Origin of the sequence: Actinomadura sp. NPDC023710, assembly GCF_040639875.1 — a bacterium.
GTDB classification, from domain to species: Bacteria; Actinomycetota; Actinomycetes; order Streptosporangiales; family Streptosporangiaceae; genus Spirillospora; species Spirillospora citrea.
Genome location: NZ_JBFAGB010000068.1, coordinates 1 through 21,558 on the forward strand (window position 1 = coordinate 1; position 21,558 = coordinate 21,558).

The 21,558-nt window shown below is 73.9% G+C and carries 25 protein-coding genes; 10 read left to right on the top strand and 15 right to left on the bottom strand.

What is annotated here, in order from left to right; genetic code table 11:
- Window positions 1-90: 90 nt before the first annotated feature.
- Window positions 91-594, bottom strand: coding sequence for an Imm21 family immunity protein (locus tag AB0H37_RS42395; RefSeq protein WP_360618307.1), 504 nt, complete (start codon window positions 592-594; stop codon window positions 91-93).
- A gap of 181 nt (window positions 595-775) precedes the next feature.
- Between AB0H37_RS42395 and AB0H37_RS42400 the strand changes: the two genes are divergently transcribed.
- From AB0H37_RS42400 to AB0H37_RS42410, 3 genes are all read left to right on the top strand, one after another.
- Window positions 776-970, top strand: a complete 195-nt coding sequence (locus AB0H37_RS42400; protein WP_179832983.1) for a DUF1059 domain-containing protein — start codon at window positions 776-778, stop codon at window positions 968-970.
- A gap of 5 nt (window positions 971-975) precedes the next feature.
- Window positions 976-1,272: a hypothetical protein gene (locus AB0H37_RS42405; protein WP_179832982.1), complete on the top strand. Its 297-nt coding sequence runs from the start codon at window positions 976-978 to the stop codon at window positions 1,270-1,272.
- 118 nt (window positions 1,273-1,390) lie between these two features.
- Window positions 1,391-2,299, top strand: coding sequence for an oxygenase MpaB family protein (locus AB0H37_RS42410; RefSeq protein ID WP_360618309.1), 909 nt, complete (start codon window positions 1,391-1,393; stop codon window positions 2,297-2,299).
- 6 nt (window positions 2,300-2,305) lie between these two features.
- On the opposite strand, the gene AB0H37_RS42415 is transcribed toward AB0H37_RS42410, so the two are convergent.
- From AB0H37_RS42415 to AB0H37_RS42430, 4 genes are read right to left on the bottom strand one after another with little or no spacing between them, the layout of a single operon-like run.
- Complete coding sequence (locus tag AB0H37_RS42415; protein WP_360618310.1) at window positions 2,306-3,196, bottom strand: PD-(D/E)XK nuclease family protein; 891 nt, start codon at window positions 3,194-3,196, stop codon at window positions 2,306-2,308.
- Between the two features lie 2 nt (window positions 3,197-3,198).
- The gene (locus AB0H37_RS42420) at window positions 3,199-3,906 is read right to left on the bottom strand and encodes an MBL fold metallo-hydrolase (protein ID WP_179832979.1); all 708 of its coding nucleotides are present in this window, start codon (window positions 3,904-3,906) and stop codon (window positions 3,199-3,201) included.
- Window positions 3,907-3,916: 10 nt separating this feature from the next.
- Window positions 3,917-4,783 carry a PHP domain-containing protein gene (locus AB0H37_RS42425; RefSeq protein ID WP_360618312.1) on the bottom strand — a complete coding sequence of 289 codons (867 nt, stop codon included), beginning with the start codon at window positions 4,781-4,783 and terminating at the stop codon, window positions 3,917-3,919.
- A gap of 28 nt (window positions 4,784-4,811) precedes the next feature.
- On the bottom strand, window positions 4,812-5,456 hold the full coding sequence (locus AB0H37_RS42430) for a DUF6758 family protein (RefSeq protein ID WP_179832977.1): 645 nt from the start codon (window positions 5,454-5,456) through the stop codon (window positions 4,812-4,814).
- An 84-nt stretch (window positions 5,457-5,540) separates the two neighbouring features.
- Between AB0H37_RS42430 and AB0H37_RS42435 the strand changes: the two genes are divergently transcribed.
- Window positions 5,541-5,930 carry an NUDIX domain-containing protein gene (locus AB0H37_RS42435; protein ID WP_329094504.1) on the top strand — a complete coding sequence of 130 codons (390 nt, stop codon included), beginning with the start codon at window positions 5,541-5,543 and terminating at the stop codon, window positions 5,928-5,930.
- Here the strand turns inward: AB0H37_RS42435 and AB0H37_RS42440 are convergent.
- A complete protein-coding gene (locus tag AB0H37_RS42440) occupies window positions 5,925-7,394 on the bottom strand; it encodes a CPBP family intramembrane glutamic endopeptidase (RefSeq protein WP_360618314.1) in 1,470 nt (489 codons plus the stop codon). The two genes, AB0H37_RS42435 and AB0H37_RS42440, sit on opposite strands and share 6 nt — an antisense overlap.
- Window positions 7,395-7,447: 53 nt before the next feature.
- Window positions 7,448-8,386, bottom strand: coding sequence for a CoA ester lyase (locus tag AB0H37_RS42445; RefSeq protein ID WP_329094506.1), 939 nt, complete (start codon window positions 8,384-8,386; stop codon window positions 7,448-7,450).
- Window positions 8,387-8,425: 39 nt separating this feature from the next.
- Between AB0H37_RS42445 and AB0H37_RS42450 the strand changes: the two genes are divergently transcribed.
- On the top strand, window positions 8,426-8,926 hold the full coding sequence (locus tag AB0H37_RS42450) for a hypothetical protein (RefSeq protein WP_329094507.1): 501 nt from the start codon (window positions 8,426-8,428) through the stop codon (window positions 8,924-8,926).
- Window positions 8,927-8,953: 27 nt separating this feature from the next.
- Here the strand turns inward: AB0H37_RS42450 and AB0H37_RS42455 are convergent, their stop codons facing one another.
- Window positions 8,954-9,853 (bottom strand): RNA polymerase sigma-70 factor, encoded by a 900-nt coding sequence (locus AB0H37_RS42455; protein WP_360618315.1) that lies wholly within the window; start codon window positions 9,851-9,853, stop codon window positions 8,954-8,956.
- A gap of 106 nt (window positions 9,854-9,959) precedes the next feature.
- Between AB0H37_RS42455 and AB0H37_RS42460 the strand changes: the two genes are divergently transcribed.
- Entirely contained in the window at window positions 9,960-11,258 is a 1,299-nt protein-coding gene (locus tag AB0H37_RS42460; protein ID WP_329094509.1) for a CBS domain-containing protein, read from the top strand.
- Complete coding sequence (locus AB0H37_RS42465; protein WP_329094510.1) at window positions 11,255-11,755, top strand: DUF1003 domain-containing protein; 501 nt, start codon at window positions 11,255-11,257, stop codon at window positions 11,753-11,755. Before AB0H37_RS42460 ends, AB0H37_RS42465 begins: the two co-directional genes overlap by 4 nt.
- Here AB0H37_RS42465 and AB0H37_RS42470 read toward each other — a convergent pair.
- Window positions 11,752-12,204 carry a MarR family transcriptional regulator gene (locus AB0H37_RS42470; RefSeq protein WP_360618317.1) on the bottom strand — a complete coding sequence of 151 codons (453 nt, stop codon included), beginning with the start codon at window positions 12,202-12,204 and terminating at the stop codon, window positions 11,752-11,754. The two genes, AB0H37_RS42465 and AB0H37_RS42470, sit on opposite strands and share 4 nt — an antisense overlap.
- Window positions 12,205-12,324: 120 nt before the next feature.
- Here AB0H37_RS42470 and AB0H37_RS42475 point away from each other — a divergent pair, with 120 nt between their 5' ends.
- Window positions 12,325-13,464 carry an Mrp/NBP35 family ATP-binding protein gene (locus tag AB0H37_RS42475; RefSeq protein ID WP_329094512.1) on the top strand — a complete coding sequence of 380 codons (1,140 nt, stop codon included), beginning with the start codon at window positions 12,325-12,327 and terminating at the stop codon, window positions 13,462-13,464.
- Window positions 13,465-13,575: 111 nt separating this feature from the next.
- Here the strand turns inward: AB0H37_RS42475 and AB0H37_RS42480 are convergent, their stop codons facing one another.
- The 5 genes from AB0H37_RS42480 to sigE all read right to left on the bottom strand — a co-directional run bounded on the left by AB0H37_RS42480 (window position 13,576) and on the right by sigE (window position 18,535).
- Window positions 13,576-13,926 (bottom strand): sec-independent translocase, encoded by a 351-nt coding sequence (locus AB0H37_RS42480; RefSeq protein WP_329098369.1) that lies wholly within the window; start codon window positions 13,924-13,926, stop codon window positions 13,576-13,578.
- A 132-nt stretch (window positions 13,927-14,058) separates the two neighbouring features.
- Entirely contained in the window at window positions 14,059-15,870 is a 1,812-nt protein-coding gene (locus AB0H37_RS42485; RefSeq protein WP_360618319.1) for a trypsin-like peptidase domain-containing protein, read from the bottom strand.
- A gap of 102 nt (window positions 15,871-15,972) precedes the next feature.
- Window positions 15,973-17,091 carry a MucB/RseB C-terminal domain-containing protein gene (locus tag AB0H37_RS42490; RefSeq protein WP_360618320.1) on the bottom strand — a complete coding sequence of 373 codons (1,119 nt, stop codon included), beginning with the start codon at window positions 17,089-17,091 and terminating at the stop codon, window positions 15,973-15,975.
- Window positions 17,088-17,738, bottom strand: a complete 651-nt coding sequence (locus tag AB0H37_RS42495) for a zf-HC2 domain-containing protein (protein ID WP_360618321.1) — start codon at window positions 17,736-17,738, stop codon at window positions 17,088-17,090. Before AB0H37_RS42495 ends, AB0H37_RS42490 begins: the two co-directional genes overlap by 4 nt.
- A 62-nt stretch (window positions 17,739-17,800) precedes the next feature.
- Entirely contained in the window at window positions 17,801-18,535 is a 735-nt protein-coding gene (sigE, locus tag AB0H37_RS42500; RefSeq protein ID WP_329094516.1) for an RNA polymerase sigma factor SigE, read from the bottom strand.
- 169 nt (window positions 18,536-18,704) lie between these two features.
- Between sigE and AB0H37_RS42505 the strand changes: the two genes are divergently transcribed.
- Window positions 18,705-19,364, top strand: coding sequence for an O-methyltransferase (locus AB0H37_RS42505; RefSeq protein WP_179832967.1), 660 nt, complete (start codon window positions 18,705-18,707; stop codon window positions 19,362-19,364).
- A complete protein-coding gene (locus AB0H37_RS42510; protein WP_360618323.1) occupies window positions 19,357-19,977 on the top strand; it encodes a hypothetical protein in 621 nt (206 codons plus the stop codon). The genes AB0H37_RS42505 and AB0H37_RS42510 overlap by 8 nt, the downstream gene beginning before the upstream one ends.
- Before the next feature lie 25 nt (window positions 19,978-20,002).
- Here AB0H37_RS42510 and AB0H37_RS42515 read toward each other — a convergent pair whose 3' ends face one another.
- A complete protein-coding gene (locus AB0H37_RS42515) occupies window positions 20,003-21,472 on the bottom strand; it encodes a leucyl aminopeptidase (protein ID WP_360618324.1) in 1,470 nt (489 codons plus the stop codon).
- Between the last annotated feature and the right edge of the window lie 86 nt (window positions 21,473-21,558).

A 21,558-nucleotide genomic window follows, 5' to 3' on the forward strand; every position in this document is an offset into this window, starting at 1 on the left:
CGATCTGCCCGGCTCCGCTCGCCTCCGGCTTCGCTCCACCGACCAGGTCACGCGTTCGCGCGTGCGGCCGAGGCCACTTCGAGACAGGCCCTAGGGCACAGGCCGGAGATGCACGAGGATCATCCAGTTGCGGTCGTCCCGCGTGTGGGCGGCGCGCACGCGGTAGCGGCCCGGGGCCAGGTCGATCTTCAGGTGGTTGCCGGGTTCGGGGGTCGCGCCGGGCCAGGCGGAGTCGAAGAGGACGACGGCGCCGTCCACGTCCCAGTCGAGCTCCTCCTCCCACTCGACGCCGCGGACGGCCTCTCTGGCCGCGTGGACGAGCTCGGTCTCCGACTCGGCCGCCGCCCAGCGCAGGAAGAGGCGCTCGTCCGGCAGGTAGGTCGTCGTGGCGGGTTCGTCTCCGAGGACGAGGCCCTGCCCGCCCCCGATGCCGACCAGCCCGATGTAGCCGTCGACCGCGCAGGCGCGCCCGTAGTCGCCCCAGGTCTCCACGGGGGCGTCGTCGTCCTCGTCGTCGGTGGCGCCCTCCCAGCGGGCCAGCTGCGACGCGGGCGCGGCCAGCAGCGGGCCCCCAGCGGACTCGACCCAGTCCATCGGCACACCCTCTCGTCTGTGGAGGCGTCACCGTACAACGTGCGTCGGACACCTTCCCCCTGACATGGGGATATGCGACGATTGTTATGGATTGTGACGGTGTGGCGGGAAGAACGGCCGGACGGGGCGCCGCCGACGGATCTCACCTCGCGCGCGGGCGCCGGCCCGGCGAGGGGGAGACATGCGCAAGACGGCCGATTGCAGGGACATGCCGAGCGAGTCGGGCTGCACGCTCACCATCAGCGGCGAGGAGGACGAGGTCGTCCGCGCCGCCGCCGAGCACGCCGCCTCGGTGCACGGGCACGACGACACCCCGGAGATGCGGCAGGAGATCCGCACCCACCTCAAGGACGAGCGCGCGACGGTAGGGGGCTGAGCCGGATGGGCTTCGTACAGATCATCGACTACCGCACCGACCGCCAGGACGAGCTGGAGGGCCTGTTCGACGAGTGGGCCAAGGCCAGCGAGGGCACGCGCACGGCGACCCACGAGCTGCACACCAAGGACCGCCAGGACGCGTCCCACTACGTCGACATCGTCGAGTTCCCGTCCTACGAGGAGGCGATGCGCAACAGCGACCTGCCCGAGACCCGGCGCATCGCCGGGCAGATGGAGGCGCTGTGCAGCGACGGCCCGCGCTTCCTGAACCTGGAGGTCATGCGCGACGAGTCGCTGTGAACCGATAGTCCACCGGGCCCCGGGCGGCCGAGGACTCCTCACCGCCCGGAGGGGGGCGGTGTCGCGGGCGGACTGAGGTAATGACACACTTACTTCAGTTTGTCTCATGGAGGTGTACATGCCGGCGACCGTCCAGCCCCCCGAGAGCGTCACGTGGCGCGTCCACATCGACCGGTCCATGTGGATCGGCGGGGTGCGCAGCCTCATGCTCCAGGCGCTGCACCCCATGGCGATGTGGGGCGTCTGGCAGAACTCCAACTTCCAGGAGGACCCGTTCGGGCGGCTCCAGCGCACCGCCGACTTCGTCGGGGTGGCCACCTTCGGGGCGCACGAGGAGATCGACGAGCTGGCGTACCGCGTCCGGGAGATCCACCGGAGCCTGCGCATCCTCAACCACGACACCGGCAGGCGGGAGCGCCTCGACCAGCCCGAGCTGCTGCGCTGGGTGCACTGCGCCGAGGTGTACTCCTACCTGGAGGTCGCGCGGCGGGCCGGGCTGCCGCTGACCGGCGCCATGGCCGACCGGTACCTGGACGAGCAGCGGCACACCGCGACCTACGTCGGGCTGCACGCCGACGACGTCCCCGGCAGCGTCGCCGAGATGGAGGCCTACCTCGCCGAGATGCGGCCCCAGCTGCGCGTCACCGAGGAGGCCGCCGCCACGGTGCGGTTCCTCATGTGGCCGACGATGCCGGAGAACCTCAGGTTCCTCGCGCCCGGGAAGCCGGGCTACTTCCCGTTCGGGGCGCTCTGCTACTACTCGCTGCCGGACTGGGCCCGCCAGATGTACGGGGCGCTGCCCGAGGTGCCGCAGCCCGCGGTGACGGCGGCGCTCCGCTCGTTCCGCCTCGCGATGAACTCGGTACCGGAGCGGCTGCACGACCACGCCTTCGCCAAGCCCACCCGCGACATGCTGGAACGCGCCCGGCAGCGGCTCGCGGCCGACGGCTACGACCTGGGCAAGGGCCTCTACGGCCTCCGCGACCCGCGCCGCTGGCCCGGGCAGCCGGCCCTGGCCACCGCGTAGACGGCCCTAGACGGCGTCGACGGGGAGCGCCGCCCACGGCTCCTTGCGCGGGGCGGCCTCCCGGCCCTCCGGGCAGTGGCGGGCGAAGTCGCACCAGGAGCACAGGTTGCCCGGACGCGGCGGGAACAGCTCGTCGTGCGGGGCGTGGTCGACCTCCCCCGCACGGGGCTTCGGCACGTCGGCGCGCTTCCCCGCGCCGGCGCGGTACGCGTCGTCCGCGGTCGCGGCCTCGGCGGCGATCTGCTCCGCGCGCCGGATGTGCCGGGCCAGCGACTCGTCGGTGTGCTCCCACACCGCGACCTCGCCGGACGGCAGATGGTGCAGCTCCACCCGGCGGCACGGGCGGCGCAGGACGCGCGACGCCGCCACCGCGTAGATCGCCAGCGCCAGCGAGCCGCGGGCGTCGTCGGAGGTCAGGACGTGCCGCCCGGTCTTGTAGTCCACGACGACCAGCTCGGGGCCGCGCGCGTCCAGCCGGTCGATGCGCCCGGACACCGCGATCCGGTCGGTGCGGGTCGCCACGGTGCGCTCGACGCCGAGCGGCTCGTCGGACGGGTCGAGCCCGGCGACGTACCGCTCCGTCATCTCCCGGGCCCGCTCGCGCCACTGCGCGGACTGCGCCTCGTCCCGGAACCCGTCGGTCAGCCAGCCCCGGAGCAGCAGCCTCCCGGCCGCCTCGGGGCTGCGCTCGTCGACGGGCAGCCGCCACCAGGCGGCCAGCGCGTTGTGCACGCTCGCCCCGACGCTGTTGTGCGCCCACCGCGGACCCTTCGGCGGCATCGGACGATCGAGATACGTCATCCGGTACCGGCGCGGGCAGTCCAGCCACGTGTTCAGCCGCGACGGCGTGCACGTGTAGAGCCGCCGGGGCATCCCCTCGAACCCGAGCTGCTCCAAAACTAGTCGTCAGACTCCCGCGCCATGGAGCCCCAGCTCTCCCAGCGGGCGTCCTCGTCGCCGACCGTGGTCTCCTCGCCCTGCGCGGGCAGGACCCGCAGGTCCTTCGGCAGCGGGGTGAGGAGCGCGCCGATCGAGTTGAGCTGCTTGCGCAGGTCCTCGTAGACGCCGCCGACCGAGCCGGGACGGCCGCGGTGCAGGGTGTCGCCGGAGAACAGCAGGCCGAGCTGCTCGCTGATCACGCAGACGGCGCCGGGCGTGTGGCCCGGGGTGTGCACGATCTCCAGCTGGGCCTCGCCGATCTCGAAGACGCCGCCGTCCTCCAGCCAGATGTCGGGTTCGAGGGAGCGCAGCGCCTTGGCGTCGTCCTCGTCGTCCTCCTCCTTGGCGAGGCGGCCGAAGTAGTCGCGCCACAGCAGCCGGTCGGCGCGGTGCAGCGCGATCGGCGCCCAGTTGTCCTCGTCCTCCTCGCCGGCCGCGGCCACTTCGAGGACCACGCTGAGGCGGTGCTCGTTGCCGTCGGTCAGCAGGACGGCCATGACCTCGCGGTCACCGACCTCCTTGAGGATGGCCTCGGCGTCGTTGGCCGGGTCGATCACGATGACCTCGTCGTCGTCGCCGACGATGTAGGTGTTGTTCTCGACGTCGTACTCGGTGTCGTCCAGGGTGAGCTTCCCCGACGTCACCACCTGTTCGATGCGCGCGTCCACGCTTCGCACCCTACCGCGATTCGCCGCGCCGGTCGGGCAGACGGAGATCACCGCCGGTGGCGGCCGCGCGGAGCGTCTCGAAGGCGTCCGGCGCGGTGGTCTCGGCGCCGATCCGGTCGCCGGTGAACGCGCCGTGGTCGTCGCTGGAGCCGGTCACGGCGAGGCCGAGCGAGGCGGCCAGGTCGCGCAGGCGGGCGCGGTCCTCGGGGACGTGGTCGGGGTGGTCGGTCTCGACCCCGGCGAGCCCGGCGGCGGCGAGTCTCTCGATCACCTCGTCGCCGAACACGTACCCGCGGCGGCGCGCGCGGGGGTGCGCCAGGACGCACACTCCCCCGGCCGCGCGGACGAGCCCGATCGCCCGCTCGGTGTCGAGCGCGTACCGCTCGACGTAGGCGCGGCCGTCCTGCGCGATCCACCGGGACGTGAACGCCTCGTCCGCCGTCTCGATGACGCCCGCCTCCACCATGGCGCGCGCGATGTGCGGGCGCCCCACCGCCTCGCCCGTGGCCAGCGCGCGGACCATGTCCCACGTGACGCCGGCGCCGAGCTCGTTCAGCCGCTCCACCATGCCGCGCGCCCTGATCACCCGGTCGTCGCGGATCCGGGCCAGCTCGGCCGCCAGCACCGGCTCGCCCGGGTCGAACAGGTAGCCGAGCAGGTGCAGGCTCCGGTCGTCCTCCTTGCACGACAGCTCGATGCCGGGGACGAGCGCCAGGCCGTCCGGGAGGGACGCGGCGGCCTCGTCCCAGCCGGCGACGGTGTCGTGGTCGGTGAGCGCGACGACGTCCACGCCGTTCTCGCGCGCCCGGCGGACGACGTCCGCCGGGCGCCGGGTTCCGTCGGACGCGTCGCTGTGACAGTGCAGATCGATCCGCATGGCCCCTTCATACCAACCGGGGGGCCGCTCAGCCGTCGAGGCGGGGGCTGTACGCGCCGTAGGGGAGGTCGAGGTCCATGCCCGGCTCGCGGAGGTCGAGCAGGGTGAGGCGCTCCACCATGAGCACCCCGGCGTCGGCGGGCCACAGCACCGCCCACAGCCAGTTCCCCATCGCCTCGCCGACGTAGGCGGCGCGGTCGGGACGGTCGCCGACCGCCCACATCGGCACCGTCTGCCCGCAGGTGGCGGGGCCGCCGACATCCAGCTTCACGTGCGGCGGGCCGCCGTTGAAGGCGGTGCCGGGATCGGCGCCCGCGAGCCCCGCGAAGTGGGCGCCGAGGCCGATGCCCGGCTCCTCGGCGATCAGGACCATGTCGGCGGGGCCGTGCAGCAGGCCAGGCCCGGACACCGCGACGGCGGTCGCGCGGGCGCCCGAGCGGTCGTCCCCGACGGTGGTGAAGCCCGTGACGAGCCAGGCCGCCGGAAGCGGCCAGGGCGTCCAGACGGGGACCCTCGCGTCCTGCAGGGCGACGGCCAGCCCCTCGGGACCGGGACGGTTGGACGGCTGCCTCGGCAGTACGGCGCCGTGCACGCCGCAGCTCCAGTCACTGGACCAGAGGCTCGGCTCGCTCAGTGGGCCCGCGCAGCGCGGGCATGTGGGCTCCGCCCTCATGAGTAACCACCCTGCGCGGCAACGTCCCGCCTCGTCAAGGGGCCGCGGGGGCGCGGCCCCGGAAAGTGGCGACAAAATGGGGTCATGCGAGTGCGCTGCGTGGGCGGGATCGTGCGGGACGGCGAGGGGCGGTTCCTGCTGGTCAGGCGCGGGCGGCCGCCGGGCGAGGGCCTGTGGTCGATCCCGGGCGGGCGGGTCGAGCCCGGCGAGGACGACGCGGCGGCGGTCGCACGCGAGCTGAGGGAGGAGACCGGTCTGGACGTCCGCGTCGGCGCCCTGGCCGGGACGGTGGAGCGCCCCGGCCCCGGCGGCGTCGTCTACGAGATCCACGACTACACGGCCACCGTGGCCGGCGGGACGCTCCGCGCGGGCGACGACGCGTCCGACGCTCGCTGGGTCCCCCCGGACGATCTCGGCGGCCTCCCGATGCCCCCCGGCCTCCTCGACGCCCTCACCGGCTGGGGCGTCCTATGAGACGTGCGCCGGCGCCGTCTCCGCCGTGACCGGCACGCCGCCGTCCCCGGGGCCCGCCGTGACGGTCTGGACCCGCATCCGCCGCGCCAGCCACACGACGGCGGCCGCGTAGAGCAGCATCGGGACGATGTCCGCCACGACGACCTGCCAGGGGACGCTCCCCTGCTCGATGTCGAGTTGGCCGATCGCCGCGGGCCCGAGGAACGCCATCAGGTTGTTGAACACGTGCATGGCGATGCCGGACTCCAGCCCGCCCGTCCGAACCGCGAGCCACGCGGCGATCGCGCCGAACGCGAAGATGTCGAGGATCCCCCAGCCCGTGTAGCCGTGCCCGGCCGTGAACAGGGCCGAGCCCACGACGATCCCGGGCCACGGCGTGCGGAAGACGACGCTGAGAACGCGCCCGACGCGGTTCCTGGCGTTCTCCAGAGTGCACGCGCCCACGGCCTGGAGCATCCAGCCGCGGAACGCGTACTCCTCCGCCGCCGACTGGAGCGGCACCAGGAGGACGATGACCACGGCCGGGGCGAGGAACCGCCCCCACCCGACCCAGTGCTCATCGCCGCCCGACTGGTCGTGCATCGCGGCGGCGGCGGCGATCGACGTCCCGTAGGACACGACGCAGAACACGATCGCCAGGCCCGAGCAGGCGAGGAGCCAGCGCCAGCGCAGCCGTCCCGCCACCGAGGAGAGCGTGCCCGGCCGCCGCCGCTGGACGAGCCACGCCGCGGCCAGCGAGACCGGCAGGAACAGCGCCAGCGCCCCGAGGTTGTACGCCAGGTCGGCCGTCTGGTCGCCGAAGATCGAGTCCGTGTCCGCCCCGGAGGCGTCGGGGGCCTCGCCCGTGGCCACCACCCGGACGATGATGCCCGCGATCATCAGCCCGATGGCCAGGACCATCCCGACGGCGGCGATCCCGAGGGTCCCCACCAGCGGGCGCCACCACCGGTGCACCCCGTTGCGCGCCAGCCGGTGGAACGGGGCCGACTCGGGCGTCTCCACCGTCCAGGGCCGCTTGACCGCCTGGATCCCGTACCCGGGGCCGTAGGGGGCCGGGTAGGTCCCGCCCGGCGGCCGCGCCGGCGTCCCGTCCCAGTACGGGATCCCGGGCGGGTACCCCTGCCCATGCGGCCCCCCAGGGCCGTACGGCTGACCGGGTCCGTACGGCTGCCCAGGTCCGAAGGGCTGCTGAGCACCGTGGGGCTGCTGAGCGCCGTAGGGCTGCCCGGCGTCGTAGGGCTGTCCGGCGTCGTAGGGCTGTCCGGCGCTGTAGGGCTGCCCGGCGCTGTACGGCTGCGCGGCGTCATGAGGCCGGGCCGGGTTCGGCGGCCAGGTGGCGGCGGGCGCCGCCGGCTCGCCCTCCGGCATCGGCCGAGGACCGGACGGCTGCGGGTTCCGCTGCGGCTCGCGTCCCAGATCGGGGTCTAGGGGCGCCCAGCCGTCGCCGTCCCCTGGTCCTCCCACGTGTGGCCCCTCCTGGTAGATCTCGTGTACGTGGGACGAATCGTACGGGGCCTTCAGTTCCCGGACGGATCGAAGCGCTTCGTCCGGGTCATCCCCGCGGCGCGGCCCTTGGCGGCGATGACGAGCGCCATCTTGCGGGACGCCTCGTCGATCATCTCGTCGCCGAGCCGGGCGGCGCCGCGGCCCTCGCCGAGCGAGTGCTCGTAGGCGTCCAGGATCAGCTCGGCGTGGTCGTAGTCGTCCTGGGACGGGGAGAACACGGCGTTGCCCGCCTCGATCTGGGACGGGTGCAGCACCCACTTGCCGTCGAAGCCGAGGGCGGCGGAGCGCTCGGCGACGCGGGTGAACGCCTCCACGTCGCGGACGTTGAAGTAGGGGCCGTCGATCGCCTGGAGGTCGTGGGCGCGGGCGGCCATCAGGATCCGCATGAGGATGTAGTGGTAGGCGTCGCCCTCGGTGTAGCCGGGCGGCTGCTCGCCGACGACGAGGGTCTTCATGTTGATCGACGCCATGAGGTCGCCGGGCCCGAGGACGAGGGCCTCCAGCCGGGGCGAGGACGCGGCGATCGCGTCGACGTTGACCATGCCGCGGGCGTCCTCGATCTGCGCCTCGATGCCGATGCGGCCCGCGGGCAGGCCCGTCGCCCGCTCGATCTGGGTGAGCAGCCGGTCGAGCCACTGGACGTGGGCGGCGTCCGACACCTTCGGCAGCATGACGGCGTCGAGGTTGGCGCCCGCGCCCTCGACGACCTCGATCACGTCCCGGTAGGCCCAGTGGGTGTCCAGGTCGTTCACGCGCACCACCCGCGTCCTGCCCGTCCAGTCGCCGTCGTTGAGCGCGGCGACCACGGTCGCGCGGGCGCCCTCCTTGGCCGACGGCGCGACGGCGTCCTCCAGATCGAGGAAGATCTCGTCGGCGGGCAGCCCCTGCGCCTTCTCGATGAAGCGGGGGTTGCTGCCCGGAACGGCGAGGGTGGTACGTCGTGAGCGCATGGCCCCGGATGCTATCCAGCGGTGTGAGACCCTCGGGGCATGGGTCTGAACAGGGCACTGCTGGAGGAGGCGGCCAAGAAGTCGGGGCTGCTGTGGCTGGACCTGCCCGGCCTGCCCCAGCCGCGCGCCGCCTGGCACGTGTGGCATGACGGGTCGGCGTACGTGCTGACCGGCGGGGAGGGCGAGCAGCCGCTCCCGGGGCTGCCGGAGGCCGCGCAGGTGACGGTGATCCTGCGCAGCAAGGACAAGGGCGGGCGGCTCCTGACCTTCGTCGCCGACGCCGAGCAGGTCGAGCCGGGATCGGCGCTGTGGGACGAGGTGGCGCCGGTCCTCGCCAAGGATCGCCTGAACGCCCGGGCCCACGAGGGCCAGGTGGAGACGTGGGCCGAGAAGTCGTGGATCGTCCGGCTCACCCCGGCCGACGAGGTCGTCGAGGCGGACGAGGAGTACGCGACCGTCCGGCCGGTGCCGACGCCCGCGACGACCGCCGGGCCGCCGCCGCGCCTGTACGGCGGCAAGCGCCGGCACGTCGACCGGTAGCCCCGCCTCACGGGCGCCGGCCACGCCTCACAGGGGCAGGTGGCGCCCCTCCGCGAGGGCGCGGAGCTTGTCCGGGTTGGCCACCAGGTGGATGGCCTGGACCCGGCCGTCCGCGTCGACGTCGGCGGCGACGGCGCTGATCGGCCCGTTCGGGCCGTCCACGATGACCGCCGGCCCGCCGTTGAGGTCGGCGCGCCGGATGCGCATGTCGGCCGGGTCGATGCCCTGGTAGGGCTGCCCGCCGATGCCGGCGAAGAAGCGGGCCACCTTCCCCGCTCCGAAGATCGCCCGGCGGGGCGCCCGGACCTTGCCGCCGCCGTCGGACCACAGCGCGACGTCGGGCGCGAGGACCTCCATGAGGCGGTTGACGTCGCCGCCGACGACCGCCTCGAAGAACCGCTCGGTGGCGGCGCGCCGCTCGGCGCCGCCGGCCTCGAAGCGGGGGCGCCGCGCCTCCACGTGCTTGCGGGCGCGGGTGCCGAGCTGGCGGACCGACGCCTCGGAGCGGTCCAGCGCCTGGGCGATCTCGGCGAAGGGGTAGCCGAAGACCTCCTTCAGCACGAACACGGCGCGTTCGAGGGGGCTCAGCGTCTCCAGGACGACGAGCATCGCCATCGACACCGACTCCGAGAGCTCGGCGTCCTCGGCGACATCCGGGGAGGTCAGCATCGGCTCGGGCAGCCACGGCCCGACATAGGTCTCGCGCCGGACCTGCGCCGAGCGCAGCCGGTCGAGCGCGACGTTGGTGGTGATCCGGACGAGGTAGGCCTTGGGGTCGGCCACACCGGACCGGTCGCCCGCCGACCAGCGCAGCCAGGCGTCCTGCACGGCGTCCTCCGCGTCGGCCGCCGTGCCGAGCATCCGGTAGGCCACCGCGAACAGCAGGTTGCGGTGCTGCTCGAAGGGCTCTGCGAGGGCGTCGCTCACGGTCCTCCACCCTTTCACGTACCTTTCGCCCCCTGGACGCGGGGTCACGGCCGGATGTGACATACCCGTCCGGATCAGCCGGGAGATCACGGGTAGTGTCCAGGTCATGAGCGGTGCTCCGTCACGGGTGTTCCTCGCCCGGCTCGCGGGCGTCGCGGTGTTCGACCCGGTGGGAGACCAGGTCGGCCGGGTCCGCGACGTCGTGGTCGCGCTGCGCCTCGCGCCCCGGGCGCCGCGGGTGCTCGGGCTGGTGGTGGAGGTGGCCACGCGCCGCACGGTGTTCCTGCCGATCACCCGGGTCACGGTGATCGAGGCGGACGCGGTCGTCTTCGACGGGCGGCTGAACGTGCGCCGCTTCCAGAAGCGCGAGTCCGAGACGCTGGTGATCGCCGAGATGCTGGACCGGACCGTCCGGTTCCGCGACGGCGGCGAGTCCGTCTCCGTCGTGGACGTGGCGATGGAGCCGACCCGCACCCGCGACTGGCTCATCACGAAGATCGCCGTCCGCCGCACGACCGGCCGGGGCCTGCGCAAGCGCGGCGAGAGCAGGATCGTGGACTGGGACGCCGTGGAGGGGTTCTCCGCCGTCGAGCTCGGGCAGGGCGCGGCCGGGCTGATCGCCGCGTTCGAGCGGATGAAGCCCGCCGACCTCGCCAACATCGTGCACGAGCTGCCCGAGAAGCGGCGCACCGAGGTCGCGGTCGCGCTGGACGACGAGCGGCTCGCCGACATCCTGGAGGAGCTGCCCGAGGACGACCAGATCGAGATCCTCGGCAAGCTCGGCGTGGAACGCGCCGCCGACGTGCTGGAGGCGATGGGCCCCGACGACGCCGCGGACCTGCTCGGCGAGCTGCCGACCGAGCAGCGCGAGCAGCTGCTGACGCTGATGGAGCCGCGCGACGCGGCCCCCGTCCGGCGGCTGCTCACCTATCCCGACCACTCGGCGGGCGGGCTGATGACGACCGACCCGGTGATCGTCCCGCCGGACGCGACGGTGGCCGAGGCGCTCGCGCTGATCCGCCGCCCCGACCTGAACCCGGCCCTGGCCGCGCAGGTGTACGTGTGCCGCCCGCCGGCGATGACGCCGACCGGCCGCTACCTCGGCACCGTGCACTTCCAGAAGCTGCTGCGCGAGCCGCCGCCCACGCTGGTCAGCGGGATCGTCGACTCCGCGCTGGACCCGCTGCGCCCCACCATGTCGCTGGAGGCCGTCGCGATGTTCCTGGCCACCTACAACCTCGTCGCGGGCGCGGTCGTGGACGAGAACGGGCACCTGCTGGGCTCGGTGACGATCGACGACGTCCTCGACCATCTGCTGCCCGAGGACTGGCGGGAGGCCGCGATGGACGCGGCCGCCGAGGAGTCCGCCGATCCCGAGGAAGAGGCTCTGCGGGGGACCACATGACGACGACACGCGAGATCAGCGCGCGCCTCGACCAGCCGAGGGAGCTGCGCCGGACGCTCCTTCCGCGCCGCCTCTACTACGACCCCGAGTCGTTCGGGCGGGTGTCGGAGCAGATCGCCCGGTTCCTGGGGACGGCCCGCTTCATCGTCTACATGACCGTGTTCGTCGGGGTGTGGCTCGTGTGGAACGTGGCGGCGCCGGTGCCGCTCCGGTTCGACCCGTACCCGTTCATCTTCCTGACGCTGATGCTGTCGCTGCAGGCGTCCTACGCGGCGCCGCTGATCCTGCTCGCCCAGAACCGGCAGGACGACCGGGACCGGGTCCAGTACGAGCAGGACCGGTCGCGCAACGAGCGCAGCATCGCCGACACCGAGTACCTCACCCGCGAGATCGCGGGGCTGCGGGTCGCGCTGAGCGAGGTCGCGACCCGCGACTTCCTGCGCTCGGAACTCCAGCAGATGCTCCGGGAGATGGACGCCAAGAAGCCCGTCCCCTAGGCCCCCTCGTCGGCGAGCTTGTCCAGGATGTGGCCGAGGGTGCGCAGGTCCGGCTCGTCCAGGCGGCTCAGGATGTGGTCGCGGACGCCCTGCCGGTAGGTGGGGGCGGCCTCGGCGAGCCGGGCCCGGCCCTCGGCGGTCAGGACGGCGAACAGCCCGCGCGCGTCGCTCGCGCAGGACTGCCTGACCACCAGCCCGTCCCCCTGAAGCCGGTCGACCAGCCGCGTCAGGCCGCTGCGCGACAGCAGCACGCGGTCGGCGAGGTCGTTCATCCGCAGCCGCCCGCCCGGCGCCTCGCCGAGGTGCACGAGCACCTCGTAGGAGCCGAGCGCGAGGTCGTGGCGGGCCGTCAGATCGGCCTGCAGCCGGCGGGAGATCTGCGCCTGGGCGCGCAGCATGGTCCGCCACACGATCAGCTCGGCGGCGGCCGAGGCGAGGTCGGTGGTCACGGACCGATGGTAGGACGGGCGGGCCGCCCGCGCGATGGACCCGGCCGCCGCGTGTACGGCGCGTGTGACGACCGACACCCTGATTAGCAGGTTGGCGCGTCGGGTTCATACCATGGAGGCATGGCCTCCCTTCTGACGACCGAGCGGGTGAACGCGGCTCTCGCCACGGTGAACGATCCCGAGATCCGCAAGCCCATCACCGAGCTCGACATGGTCAAGAGCATCGACATCGACGCGGACGGCGCCGTCCGCGTCGGCGTCTACCTGACCGTGGCCGGGTGTCCGATGAAGGACACCATCACCAGGAACGTCACGGAGGCCGTGTCCAAGCTCGACGGCGTGTCCTCGGTGCGCGTCGACCTCGACGTGATGAGCGAGGATCAGCGCAAGGACCTGCAGACCAAGCTGCGCGGCGGGCAGGCCGCCAAGGAGATCCCGTTCGCCCAGCCGAACTCGCTGACCAAGGTGTACGCGGTGGCGAGCGGCAAGGGCGGCGTCGGCAAGTCGTCGGTGACGGTGAACCTCGCCGCCGCGCTGGCCGCCCAGGGCCGCAAGGTCGGGGTCGTGGACGCCGACATCTACGGCCATTCGGTGCCGCGGATGCTGGGCGTGGACGCCCCGCCCACCAAGGTCGAAGACATGATCATGCCGCCGACCGCGCACGACGTGAAGGTGATCTCGGTCGGCATGTTCACCGCCGGGAACCAGCCGGTCGTGTGGCGCGGGCCGATGCTGCACCGCGCGCTGCAGCAGTTCCTCGCGGACGTGTACTGGGGCGACCTCGACATCCTGCTGATGGACCTGCCGCCCGGCACCGGCGACATCGCGATCTCCGTCGCGCAGCTGCTGCCGTCCGCGGAGATCCTCGTCGTCACCACCCCGCAGCAGGCCGCCGCCGAGGTGGCCGAGCGGGCGGGGGCGATCGCCGCGCAGACCCACCAGCAGGTCGTCGGTGTGATCGAGAACATGTCCTACCTGACCTGCCCGCACTGCGGTGAGCAGCAGCACATCTTCGGCGAGGGCGGCGGCCAGACGGTCGCGGACGCGCTGACGAAGACGCTCGGGACCCGCGTCCCGATGCTCGGCCAGGTGCAGATCGACCCGCGCCTGCGCGAGGGTGGCGACAACGGCGTCCCCCTGGTGCTCTCCGACCCCGACGCCGGTGCCGCCAAGGAGCTGCGCACCATCGCCGACAAGATCGCGGGCCGCAGCCGCGGCCTCGCCGGCATGTCCCTCGGCATCAGCCCCAAGGGCCGCTGAACACCGCCCGCCCGGGGCCTCCCCGGGCGGGTGTTCACGCCGGGTCGAGCCGGTGGAGAGGCCGCGGGGCCGCCACGGGGCCGCGGGCCGGGCGGGCGGTGCGGCGGAGGATCAGGTCGCCTCGCTGTCGAAGGGCGGCTTCTCGCTCGGGTCGAGGCCCGCGGTCGCCGTCGCGTACGAGGGCTCGTCGTCGAAGATGCCCGAGTCGTTCTTCAGGTACGTGTCGTCGTCCTCGAACAGGTGCTTGCGGACGAACGTCTTCGGGTTGAGGTCGTTGAGGTCGAAGTCCTGGAACTCGGGGCCGAGACCTTCCTGGAGGTCGGCCTTGGCGCTGTTGGCCATCTCACGGAACTGCCGCAGCATCCGGCCGGCCTGCCCGGCGACCTGCGGCAGCTTGTCGCCGAAGATGACCAGGGCGAGGACGACGAGCACCGCCATCTCACCAAGTCCGACGTCGAACAACCCGTCCTCCACACCCACGGCAGGCCGCACGCGCGGCCGGCTGCACACAACCCGAAGGGGACCGGCCCAGAGACGGGCCGGTCCCCCCAGCGTATCCCCAGCCCGGATGAACCGGACTTGAACATCACTGCCCTAGTCGGAGCTCAGGGTCACCTGGGCGGTGGCCTCCTTGCCGCCCCGCTGGTAGGTGAGGGTGACGCGGTCGCCCGGCGCCCGGCTGCGGATCTGCGCGATCAGGTCGGTGGCGTCCTCGATCGGCTTGTCGTCGACCTTGGTGATCACGTCGCCGGGCTTGAGGCCCGCCTTGTCCGCCGGGCCGCCCTTGGTCACCGGGTCCTGCCCGTTGACCGGCTGCGGCATGATCCGGGCGCCGCCCTCCTGGTAGCGGGGGTCGGGCAGCACGCCGAGCTTGGCCTGCTTGACGGTGCCGCTCCGGATGATCTCCTCGGCGATCCGCTTGCCCTGGTTGATCGGGATCGCGAAGCCGAGGCCGATGCTGCCGCTCTGCTGCTCCCCGCCGAGCGACTGGCCGCCGAGCGTCGCGATCGCGGTGTTGATGCCGATCACGCGGCCCTTCCCGTCCACCAGCGGCCCGCCCGAGTTGCCCGGGTTGATCGCGGCGTCGGTCTGGATGGCGTTGAGGTAGGACGCGTCGGCCCCGCCCTCGCCCTGCGTGGGCACGGCGCGGTTCAGCGAGCTGACGATGCCGGTGGTGACCGAGCCCTGCAGGCCGAGCGGCGAGCCGATCGCGATCACCGGGTCGCCGACGGCGATGGCGCTGGAGTCGCCGACCGGCAGCGGGGGCAGCGAGTGCTGGCCCTCGGGCTTCAGCACCGCGACGTCCGAGCTCGGGTCGGCGCCCTTGATCGTGGCGGGCAGCGTCTTCTTGTCGTTGAAGACGATCTGGATCTGGCCGCCACCGCCGCCCCCGCCGGAGGCGACGTGGTTGTTGGTGACGACGTAGCCGCCGTTGACGATGAAGCCGGTGCCGCCGATCTCGCCCTGCCCGGACTGGACGCGGATCATCACGACGCTCGGCAGCGCCCGCTGCGCGACGCCCGCGACCGAGTCCGGCGGGCGGCTCTGCACCTTGGTGTCGCTGCTGTTGCTGCCGCCGAGGCTCACCGAGCCGTTGTCGTCGTCTCCGCCGGTGGCGATCACGCCGATCCCGGCGCCGACGGCCCCGGCCACCAGCGCGACGATCAGCGCGACGACGGCGAGGAGCCCGAGGCCCGGCCCGCCGCGCGACGACGACGGGAGCGCCGGGACGGGCGCCCAGTTGGGCCCGGTGCCGCCGGGCGGCATCCCGTACCCGGCCATCGGGCGGGGCCCCGGGCCACCGGGCAGCGGCGGGCCGGGCGGGGCGGGCGGCGGGCCCATCGGCGGGCGGCCGGGGGCGGGCGGCGGCGGGCCCTGGTGGGACTGCTGCGGCCAGCCCCCGTACGGGGCTCCCCGCGCGGCCCTCGGGTCCTGGTTGTGCGGGACGAACCCGGGCCGCATCCGGTCGTCGTGCATCTCCACGGGTGGCTTGTCGAGCGGGACGGGCGGCGGGGGCTGCGGCATGTCGCGCGGCGGGACGTCCTGCAGCGGCACCTCCTGCGGCATGTCCGCGGACGCCCTGGAGAGCACGTCCTCGCTGGTGTCGGGCGGGCCGCCGAGCGAGTCCGGCGGCGCGAACCCCCCGGCCACCAGGCGGTCGCCCTCCTCGCCGGCGTCGCGCCCGTCGCCGCTCGCGGGGCCGGTCCCGGCGCCGTCCTCGGCACTGGCGGATCCGGGCTCGGGGTCGTCGACCTCGGGCTCGTCCGCCAGCTGCTCCACGGGGATCCCCTGGTCGGTCACCGTCTCGGGAGGAGCCGCCGCCTCCTGCCGCTCAGGCTCCTGCCCGGGGACGACGTCGTCGTCCTCTGACGGCGCCCTGACCGGGCCGCGGTTGTCTTCCGTCATCCCCATCTCTCCTACCGAGCATGGTCCTCGTTATCGGTGCTCATGCTGCCCGGAACGGCATGTGGCGAGCATAAGACTCGCCGCCAATACCCACATCTGGGGTCAATCGAACGGATTCGCCGCCGATGTCAGGCGGCGGGCGCCGCGGGAAAGGCGTGTCCAGAAGGGCGCGGAGTCGCGCGGCATGTTCAGCGCCACCGTCGTGGCCGTGCTCTGCGGAGCGTCCGTCACGACGGTGTAGACGTAGCCGTTCCCTCCGGACACCGCCCACCGCCTCAGCGATTCGCGGCGGTACACCGTCCGGCCCCGGCGGACGGTCCTCTGCCAGCCCGCCATGCCGCGTTCGTCGAGGCCGCCCCGCTGCACGAACACCGAGACCGCGGCGAGGCCGTCGGAGTAGCTGAGGTGCAGGGTGCCGCCGCCGTGCTCGCGGCGGGCCTCGTGGAGGGTGAGCCGTCCCGGCAGGTCCTTCGGGACGGGCCAGCCGCTGCCGCGCAGGCCGGCGAGGCCGGCGCCGTCCAGCTTCTCGCCCCACGCGCCCGCGGCGGCGCGGGCGCCGGTGGTCTCCACGGGGCTGCCCGCGCTCGCCCCCGGGAAGCGGGACGGGCCGCCGAGCGGGCGGCCGAGGGGGGAGGGCTCGACGGGCGAGGCGGTGAAGCTGATCTCGGTGAAGCCGGTGGTGATCACGGGACGCCCGGCGGCGTCGATCAGCTCGCGGTGCAGCATCAGGCCGGTGTCCCGGTCGATCCAGAAGCGCCCGGCCGGGCTGCCGTCGGCGCGGCGCGCCTCGACCACGCGGGCGGGGCGGCCGCAGATCGACGCGTCAGCGGCGCGCACCACCGCGTAGTTGCGGGTCAGCAGCGCCAGCGTCGCGGGCGTGAAGCCGGTGGTGTCCCCGGCGGCGGACTCGGGCCGGTACCCCTCACCGGTCGTCCCGGACCGGTACCGGATGCCCGCGCCGGGCGTGTGCGACACGACGACGCGGGAGGTGGCGGCCCGCCCGCCGCCGCGGGTGGTGAGGAACCGCCGGCCCTCGTAGGGGACGCGGCGGGCGGCGTCGGCGGCGCCGCGCAGCAGCCCGAGGGCGCCCGGGTCGGTGCGGGCGCGGCGTACGGGGGCGGGGTCGCCGGTCAGCGCCCCGGCCAGCGCGAGGGCGCCCGCGAGCCCGCCGGCCAGGACGGCGTTGCGCCGGCACCGCCCCGTCGGGGCCGCCCGCCTCACGGCCCCGGGGAGACCTGGACCTGGTTGACCGGGTCGGTGAGCGGGTCGGTCATCGGCGCGTCGCCGGACGTGAGCGCGTGCTCGACCGCGAACCGGTCGAAGGCGGGCGTCACGGCGGGGGTGTCCTGGCGTCCGCCCGCCACGTAGGAGGCGGTGCCGAGGCCGAGGAAGAGGGTGGCCGCGCCGACCACGAGGTAGCGGCGCCGGGGCTGGACGCGGATCGCGGTCGCGTGCCCGACCGGGCGGTTCTCGCGCGGGCGGACGGCGTGCGGCGGCCTGACGGGACGGGCCGATGATCGAAGGGGCCGGGAGGGGTGCCGGGGCCGCGCGCCCGCGTGCGGCACGGCCGACTTCGGCGAGACGCCGGGAACGGGGGGTGCGTCGGAGGCCGCGGGCGCGTCGGGGAGGCCGGAGACGCCGGGCAGGGTGCGCAGCCGGCTCAGGAAGTCGGGGGACGGAAGGTCGTCGGTGCCGTCGGTCGCCGGCAGCTCCGACAGGCCCCGCAGCCGTCCCTTGAGCTTGCGCAGCTGGTCGGCCTCTTCCCGGCAGCCGGCGCATCCCGCGAGATGGGCGTGAGCGCGCTCGCGCTCCTCGTCCCCCAGCTCACCGTCGACCAGCGCGGTCAGACGCTCCCCCAGACAACTCACGCCGCCTCCGTCGATTCCGTTCGGTCAGGCGCGCGGTCCCGCACCGCGCGCGGTGCACAGCTTTACACGCCCTCCGGCAGCGGCCGGACACCGCCCGCCGCGTGCGCTCCCCCGGGCTCGCCCTCGAAGAGGGCGTCATCGCCGGCGAAGGCGGCCTGGTAGTCGTTCCTGGTCCCGGGCCGGCGCCGGGTGGGCGCGCGGTGCTCCAGCGCCGAACGCAGCTGCGCGCGCCCCCGGTGGATGCGGCTGCGCACGGTGCCGAGCTTGACGCCGAGGGTCGCGGAGATCTCCTCGTAGGACAGCCCCTCGATGTCGCACAGCACGACGGCGGCGCGGTAGTCGGGGGCCAGCGCGTCGAGCGCGGCCTGGACGTCGGCGTCGAAGTTGTTGTCGTCGAACGCCTGCGCCGGGGTCGGCTCGCGGCCCTGGAGGCGTTCCGCGGCGTCGTCGGCGAGTCCCTCGAAGCGGATGCGCTGGCGGCGCCGGGCCATGTCGAGGAACAGGTTCGTGGTGATCCGGTGCAGCCAGCCCTCGAACGTGCCCGGCGTGTAGTTCGACAGCGAACGGAACACGCGGACGAAGACCTCCTGTGTGAGGTCCTCGGCGTCGTGCTGGTTGCCGGTCAGGCGGTAGGCCAGTCGGTAGACGCGGGCGGAGTGCTCGCGGACGACCTCGTCCCAGGACGGCGGCGCCCATTCTGCCTCGGGTGCGTTCTCGCGGGTACGAGCGGCGTTTCCCAGACCCTGCCTGGCGCCGACCCCAACAGCGCTTCTGAAACTGAGTGCTGCGACTCCCATGGTGCCGGGCTGTTCCTCTCTCGTGAGCCAAGGTCTCGCCTTGGAACGGCACGGTCTCGCCTGGGCTGGGGCGGTTCTGATACCGACTCGGTGCTTGCCTGTGTTGGTAACAACGCACTGAAAGGCCAGTTGGTTCCCCTGCAACGATATGGTCTTTCCAGCATGAGCCATGCGGGGGTCCCACGAGGAGGCAGCCATCGACGCCATTGAGGCCACCCGGGCCTATGTGGAGGATTTCCTCCCCGAGGACGAGCCGCTCCTGAACGCCAGGCGGCGCGGCCAGGAGGTCGGTGCCATGCCGATCGGTCCGGCCGGGGGCGCGGCGCTGCGCTTCATCGCCACGCTGATCGGCGCGCGGACGGTCGTGGAGGTCGGCTCGGGCTGCGGCGTGTCCGGCGTCTACCTGATGCGCGGCATGCCGAAGGACGCGGTGCTGACCAGCGTCGACATCGAGCCGGAGCACCAGCGGCTGGCCAAGCAGGCCTACCGGGAGGCGGGCCTGTCCGGCTTCCGCACCCGGATGATCATCGGCCCGGCGCTGGAGGTGCTGCCGCGCCTCACCGACGGCGCCTACGACATGGTGTTCTGCGACGCGGCGAAGCGGGAGTACCCCGAGTACCTGGTGGACGCGCTGCGCCTGCTGCGGCCGGGCGGCGTCGTCGCGTTCGACAACGCCCTCTGGCACGACCGGGTCGCCGACCCCGACCGGCGCGACCCCGACACCGAGGCGATCCGCGAGGTGCACCGCATGATCCGCGAGGACGACCGGCTCGTCCCGCTGCTGATCCCGGTGGGCGACGGCCTGCTCTGCGCCGTCAGGCGTGACTGAGGACGTCGAGCGCGACCGGGCCGCCGGGGAGGCGTTCGCGGTCCGGGTGCGGGTCACGTGGCGCGGGGTGTGGCGGCTGGTCGCGTTCGTGATCCTCTTCCTGGCGTCGGTGGGGTTCGTCGCGGGCGGCGTGATGCGCGGCGCGGGCGCCGGCAGCATCGTGGTCATGGTGCTCGGGGTCGCGGGGCTCGGCCTGTTCGGGGCCGGCCTGCTGGCGTCGTCCGGGGCGATGCTGTCGCGGCGGCCCGTCCTGGAGTTCGACGGCGGCGGAGTGCGGCGCCCCGCGCGATGGCCGCTGCCGCGCCGGTCCGGGCGGACGCTGCCCTGGGACGACGTCGCCGCGATCGCGGCGCTGCGGCGCGGGGTCGGCGGCACCCGCCGCGGCGAGCAGGACTACCTGGTCTTCCTGCCGACCCCGGAGCTGGCGGAGATGGCGCGCACGTCCGAGCGGCCGCCGCTGGTGGCGCTCACGATGCGGGACGTGCCCGCCACGGCCGCGGCCGTCCCGTGGTGCTTCGCGGTCGAGCCGGGCTGGGACGCGACGCTCCCGGAGATCGTCAAGCAGGCCAGGCGGCGCCGCCGCGTCCCGGTGATCGACCGCCGGAACACGTGACCGGCCGCGGGGCCGGACGGCCCGGTCAGGCCGTCAGCCAGTCAAGCAGGAGGCGGGCGCCGTAGCCGGTGGCGCCACGGGTGATCTCGGCCTCCTCGGAGGCGGAGCGGCCGGGCCCGGCGATGTCGAGGTGCGCCCAGGGCCGCTCGCCCACGAACTCGCGCAGGAACAGCGCCGCCGTGATCGAACCGGCGCCGTAGCCGCCGCGCCCGATGTTGTTGATGTCGGCGACGTCGGAGTCGATCGCGGCGCGGTAGTCCTCCACGAGCGGGAGCCGCCACACGGGCTCGCCGGCGGCCGCCCCGGCGCGGGTGAGCTCCTCGGCGAGGGCGTCGTCGCTCGCGAACAGGGCCGCGTGCTTCAGGCCGAGCGCGACCTTGGCGGCGCCGGTCAGCGTGGCGACGTCCACCAGCGCGTCGGGGTCGAGCCGCGCGTCGGCGTAGGCGAGCGCGTCGGCGAGGACGAGCCGCCCCTCGGCGTCGGTGTTCAGCACCTCCGACGTCGTCCCGCCGTAGTGGGCGATCACGTCGCCGGGGCGCATCGCCGACCCGGACGGCATGTTCTCCGCCGCGGCGACCAGGCCGGTGACGCGGGCGCGGACGCCGAGGGACCGCAGCGCGCTCATCACGGCGATGACGACGCCGCCGCCCGCCATGTCGGTCTTCATCGCCTTCATGCCCTCGTTCGGCTTCAGCGACAGGCCGCCGCTGTCGAACGTGATGCCCTTGCCGACCAGGACGACGTGGCGCGGAGAGGGCCCACCGGCGTCTCCCGGGTCATAGGAGAGCTCGATCAGCCGGGGCGGGCGGGCCGAGCCGCCCCCGACGGCCACCAGGCCGCCGAACCCCTCGTCCACCAGCTCCTTCTCGCCCCGCACGCGGACGGTGAGGCCGGACTCGCCGGCGACGCGCTCGGCCTGGGCGGCGAGCCAGGACGGGTCCTTCTCGCGGGACGGGGTGTTGGCGAGGTCGCGGGCGAGGGCGGTGGCCCGGGCCCGTGCGGTGCCGAGCTCGATCGCGTGGGCGTCGGACTCGGGGCCGGCCTCGGTCAGCACGGCGAGGGTGCCGAGCGCCTTCTTCGGCGGGGCGGCCCCGATCCTGTACGCGTAGGAGGCGAGCAGCGCGCCCTCGACGAAGGCGGCGAGGTCGCCGTCCGGAACGCCCGCGACGAGCGCCGTGCGCCCCTTGCCGCGGCGGGCCAGCGCGGCCCCGGCCCTGCGCAGGTCGGCCGGGGTCGCCTCGCCCACGCCGTAGAGCAGCAGTTCCCGTACCCGGTCGCCGACGCGGACCTGCGTGGCGACGATCTCTCCGGGCTCGCCCTTGGCCTGGTGCAGCGCGAGCAGTTCGTCCAGCGTGAAGGGGAGCGAGGCCGCGACCTCCGCCGCCGGGGCGGCGGGACCTGACCGGACGGGCACCGCCACCACCTCGGCCCCGAGGTCGACCGCGGTCTGCGACACGGTGCCGCCGGCGCCGTGGATGCGGGTCTCGATGGGCATGGCGGTGGTTCCCCTTGATCGCTGAATGGTTACGGGAATGGCAAGGGCCCCGGCGTCGTCGCCGGGACCGTCACCAACAGGCCGGA